The 4190-nt window shown below is 66.5% G+C and carries 4 protein-coding genes; all 4 read left to right on the forward strand.

Annotated features, from left to right (window positions below):
- Positions 1–1414: preprotein translocase subunit SecA (locus AC1DU6_RS22055; protein ID WP_477859614.1), on the forward strand; the 1414-nt coding region annotated here is incomplete at its 5' end.
- Between the two features lie 226 nt (positions 1415–1640).
- The gene (locus tag AC1DU6_RS22060; protein WP_157281139.1) at positions 1641–2171 is read left to right on the forward strand and encodes a PEP-CTERM sorting domain-containing protein; all 531 of its coding nucleotides are present in this window, start codon (positions 1641–1643) and stop codon (positions 2169–2171) included.
- Positions 2172–2210: 39 nt separating this feature from the next.
- Positions 2211–2903: a PEP-CTERM sorting domain-containing protein gene (locus AC1DU6_RS22065; RefSeq protein WP_477859615.1), complete on the forward strand. Its 693-nt coding sequence runs from the start codon at positions 2211–2213 to the stop codon at positions 2901–2903.
- Between the two features lie 90 nt (positions 2904–2993).
- On the forward strand, positions 2994–4190 hold a 1197-nt coding region (argJ, locus tag AC1DU6_RS22070), incomplete at its 3' end, for a bifunctional glutamate N-acetyltransferase/amino-acid acetyltransferase ArgJ (protein ID WP_477859617.1).

Below are 4190 nucleotides of genomic sequence, written 5' to 3' on the forward strand. Positions count from 1 at the left end.
GGACATCCGCGCCTGCCACACGCGCGGCCAGCCGGTGCTGGTGGGCACGACGTCCATCGAGAACTCCGAGCTGATCTCCAAGCTGCTGGACCAGGCCAAGCTGCCGCACAACGTGCTGAACGCCAAGCAGCACGAGAAGGAAGCGCAGATCGTCGCCCAGGCCGGTCGCCCGGGCGTCATCACCATCGCCACCAACATGGCCGGCCGCGGCACCGACATCGTGCTGGGCGGCAACGTCGAGAACCAGGTCAAGTTCCTCGAGGCCGACGAGGCGGTCCCCGCCGACGAGAAGGCGCGCCGCATCCAGCAGCTCAAGGACGAGTGGCAGGGCCTGCATGACAAGGTGCGGGCCGAGGGTGGCCTGCGCATCATCGCGACCGAGCGCCACGAGASMCGCCGCATCGACAACCAGCTSCGCGGCCGTGCCGGCCGCCAGGGCGACCCGGGTTCTTCGCGCTTCTACCTGTCGCTGGACGACCAGCTGATGCGCATCTTTGCCGGTGAGCGCGTGCGCGCCATCATGGACCGGCTCAAGATGCCCGAAGGCGAGGCCATCGAGGCCGGCATCGTCACGCGCAGCATTGAAGGCGCCCAACGCAAGGTCGAGGCGCGCAACTTCGATATCCGCAAGCAGTTGCTCGAGTACGACGACGTCTCGAACGACCAGCGCAAGGTCATCTACCAGCAGCGCAACGACATTCTCGAGGCCGATAGCCTCATCGCCCAGATCGCTTCGCTGCGCGAGTCCACGCTGAGCGATGTCGTGCGCACCTTCGTGCCGGCCGAGAGCGTGGAAGAGCAGTGGGACCTGCCCGGTCTGGAGCAGGTGTTGCAGGGCGAATGGCAGATTGGCCTGTCACTGACCGAACTCGTCAAGAAGAGCGACTCGATCACCGACGACGACATTCTGGAAACCGTCACCAAGGCCGGCGACGAGCTCTTCCAGGACAAGCTCGAGCGCGTCGGCATCGATCAGTTCAACCCCTTCATGCGCATGGTGCTGCTGCAGAGCATCGACCAGCGCTGGCGCGAGCACCTGGCGGCCCTGGACTATCTGCGCCAGGGCATCCACCTGCGCGGCTACGCCCAGAAGAACCCCAAGCAGGAATACAAGCGCGAAGCCTTCGAGCTGTTCTCCCAGCTGTTGGACCTCGTGAAGATGGAAGTCACCCGCACGCTGATGAATGTGCGCATCCAGAGCCAGGAAGAGGCCAGCCAGGCCGCCGAGGCCATGGAACGCCGTGCCGAAGCGGTGTCCAACGTGACCTACCAGCACCCCAACGAGGACGGCTCCATCAGCCAGGACGTCGACCCCGCCACGCTGCTGGCCGAATACGGCCACGTTGGCCGCAACGACCCCTGCCCCTGCGGCAGTGGCAAGAAGTTCAAGCTCTGCCACGGCAAGCTGGCCTGAGTTTTCCTGGTCGCATCCCGCCACGGGCCGGCTTTGCCGGCCCGTTTTCATTGGTGGCTCACCCCGCGCAGCCCACCCATGTGGGGGGAAAAGCGTGCGTTTGGGCACATCCCGCCGCCTGCGCCACGCGCATGAGGGGTGCTCGGACCGCTCTCACCCCCCTAGAGTGCAGTCATTCCCCGGCGAAACTCCGGGTAGACCCGAATAGAGAACCTGAAAGTACGTGATGAAAACGTTGTCTAAAGCGCTCGCCGCCCTCAGTCTGGTTGCCGCTGCATGCAATGCGACCGCAGCGGTGACGCCGGTGTCGTTCAGCTTTTCCAACGACGCCATCATGTCCAACGGCGCAGGTGCCGCGCAGTTCAACGACATCTTCGGTTTCACCTTGAACGGTGTGACGCTGATGGGCGGCAGCGTCATCACGTTCTCGGCCGAAGACCAGGCCAGCGTCGACATCACCTCGGCCTACCTCACCCAGGGTGGCACGTCCGTCGCGCTGACGCCGGTCGGCGCCGGCATCGACGTGGACAACGACATCTTCGGCATCGAGACCTGGACTCTGGGCCAGCAATGGCTGTCGGCGGGCGCCTGGCAGCTGCACGTCCTTGGCGCCGGCTTCAGCGCCAAAGGCTTCGAGGGCTACACCGCCACGCTGGAAGGCAGCACGTCGACCACCGAGTTGCCCGAGCCCACCGCCCTGGCCCTGGTGGCCGTGGCCCTGGCCGGAATGAGCCTGTCCCGTCGCCGCGCTCGCTGAGCCGCGTCCAGCCGCCCCAATCACGAAAGCAGTCCAACCATGTTCAAGCCTCTGACCCTCGCCGCCGCCCTGCTGATGAGCGCTTCGGCATTCGCCGCCGACACCGTCAGCATCCGCTTCGTCGACCGTGATGCCGGCGATCCGGCGCTCACCACCTCGCTGACGACCAACTACGTCACCGGTGGACTGAACTTCACGGATGCCGCCACCGGCAGTTTCCTGGCCTACTGCATCGAGCCGACCCAGTCCTTCGCGCTGAGCTTCAAGAGCGACGGCGTGACGCCCAACTTCAAGACCTACACGGTCGGCACCTTCAGTGGCAGCCAGGACACACTGCTGCAGGCGCTGTACTCCAGCAAGTTTGCTTCGGTCCACTCCGGCAACCAGCAAGCCGCCTTCCAGCTCGCAGTCTGGGAAATCATGCGCGAGAGCAGCGGCACGCTCAGCGTTGCCCAGGGTAGTGGCAGCTTTTTCCTGAAGACGGAAGGTGCCACCGGCCAGCAAAATGGCATCAACAATTCGGTGCAGGCCCTGGCCACCAACTACCTGGCCGCCGCTCAGAGCTACGAGGGTCCGGCGCTGTACAGCCTGACCAAGCTCAGCAACGCCAGCTACCAGGACCTCGTCGTCGCAAGCGCCGTCAACGCGGTCCCCGAGCCCGAGACCTATGCCCTCTTCCTGGGCGGCCTCGGCGTCATCGGTCTGCTGGCCCGCCGCCGTCTGCCGCGCTGATCCACTTTCAGCTCCTTGCAAAGGCTCCCTCGGGAGCCTTTTTCACTTCTTAGAATCCTCGCGCTTTCCCTGACACCAACCGAGCGCGCCATGCCCGTCAATCTCACCGCCCCCGATCCCGCCTCCCTGTTGCCCGTGCCGGGCGTGCGCCTTGGCGTGACCATGGCCGGCGTGCGCAAGGCCAACCGGCGGGACCTCAGCGTCATCGCGCTGGAAGAGGGCGCCGCGGTCGCCGGCGTCTTCACGACCAACCGCTTCTGCGCCGCTCCCGTGCAGCTTTGCCGCGAGCATCTGGCCGGCGGCTCGGCCATCCGCGCATTGCTGATCAACACCGGCAATGCCAATGCCGGCACCGGTGCCGACGGACTGGCCCGTGCGCGCCAGACCTGCCAGGCCCTGGCCGGCTTGATCGGCTGCCAGCCAGAGCAGATCCTGCCCTTCTCGACCGGCGTCATCATGGAGACCCTGCCGGTCGACCGCATCACGGCCGGCCTGCCCGCGGCGCTGGCCGCGCTGAAGGCCGACAACTGGGCCGAGGCTGCCGCCGGCATCATGACGACGGACACCCTGCCTAAAGCCGCTTCACGCCGCATCGAGATCGGCGGCGTGCCCGTCACCCTGACCGGCATCTCCAAGGGCGCCGGCATGATCCGGCCGAACATGGCCACCATGCTGGGCTTCGTCGCCACCGACGCCAACGTCGCCCCGGCCCTGCTGCAGCCGCTGGTGAAAGAAGCGGCCGACGCCTCCTTCAACCGCATCACCATCGACGGCGACACCTCCACCAACGACTGCTTCATGCTGATTGCGTCGCGCCGCGCGGCGCATGCCGAGATCACGTCGCTGGACAGCGCCGAGGCCAAGACGTTGCGCGAGGCGCTGATCGCGCTGGCCCAGGAACTCGCGCAGGCCATCGTGCGCGACGGCGAGGGCGCGACCAAGTTCATTGCCATCACCGTCGAAGGCGGCCGTGACGAGGCCGAGTGCAGGCTGGCGGCCTATGCCATCGCCCACTCGCCGCTGGTCAAGACGGCCTTCTTTGCCAGCGACCCGAACCTCGGCCGCATCCTGGCGGCCGTCGGCTATGCCGGCATCGGCGACCTGGACCAGGGTCTGATCGACCTGGACCTGGATGACGTTGCCGTGGTGCGCCAGGGCGGGCGCCTGACGACCTATCGCGAGGAAGACGGCCAGCGCGTCATGAAGCAGTCCGAGATCACCATCCGCGTCGGCCTGAACCGCGGTTCGGCCAGCGCCACCGTCTGGACCTGCGACCTCAGCCACGAC

The sequence above is a fragment of the Roseateles sp. P5_B10 genome (genome assembly GCF_056400485.1).

Excerpts from the sequence above, each read along its gene's own strand:
- AC1DU6_RS22060 (WP_157281139.1), top strand. The coding sequence starts at position 1,641 with ATGAAAACGTTGTCTAAAGCGCTCGCCGCCCTCAGTCTGGTTGCCGCT.
- AC1DU6_RS22065 (WP_477859615.1), top strand. The coding sequence starts at position 2,211 with ATGTTCAAGCCTCTGACCCTCGCCGCCGCCCTGCTGATGAGCGCTTCG.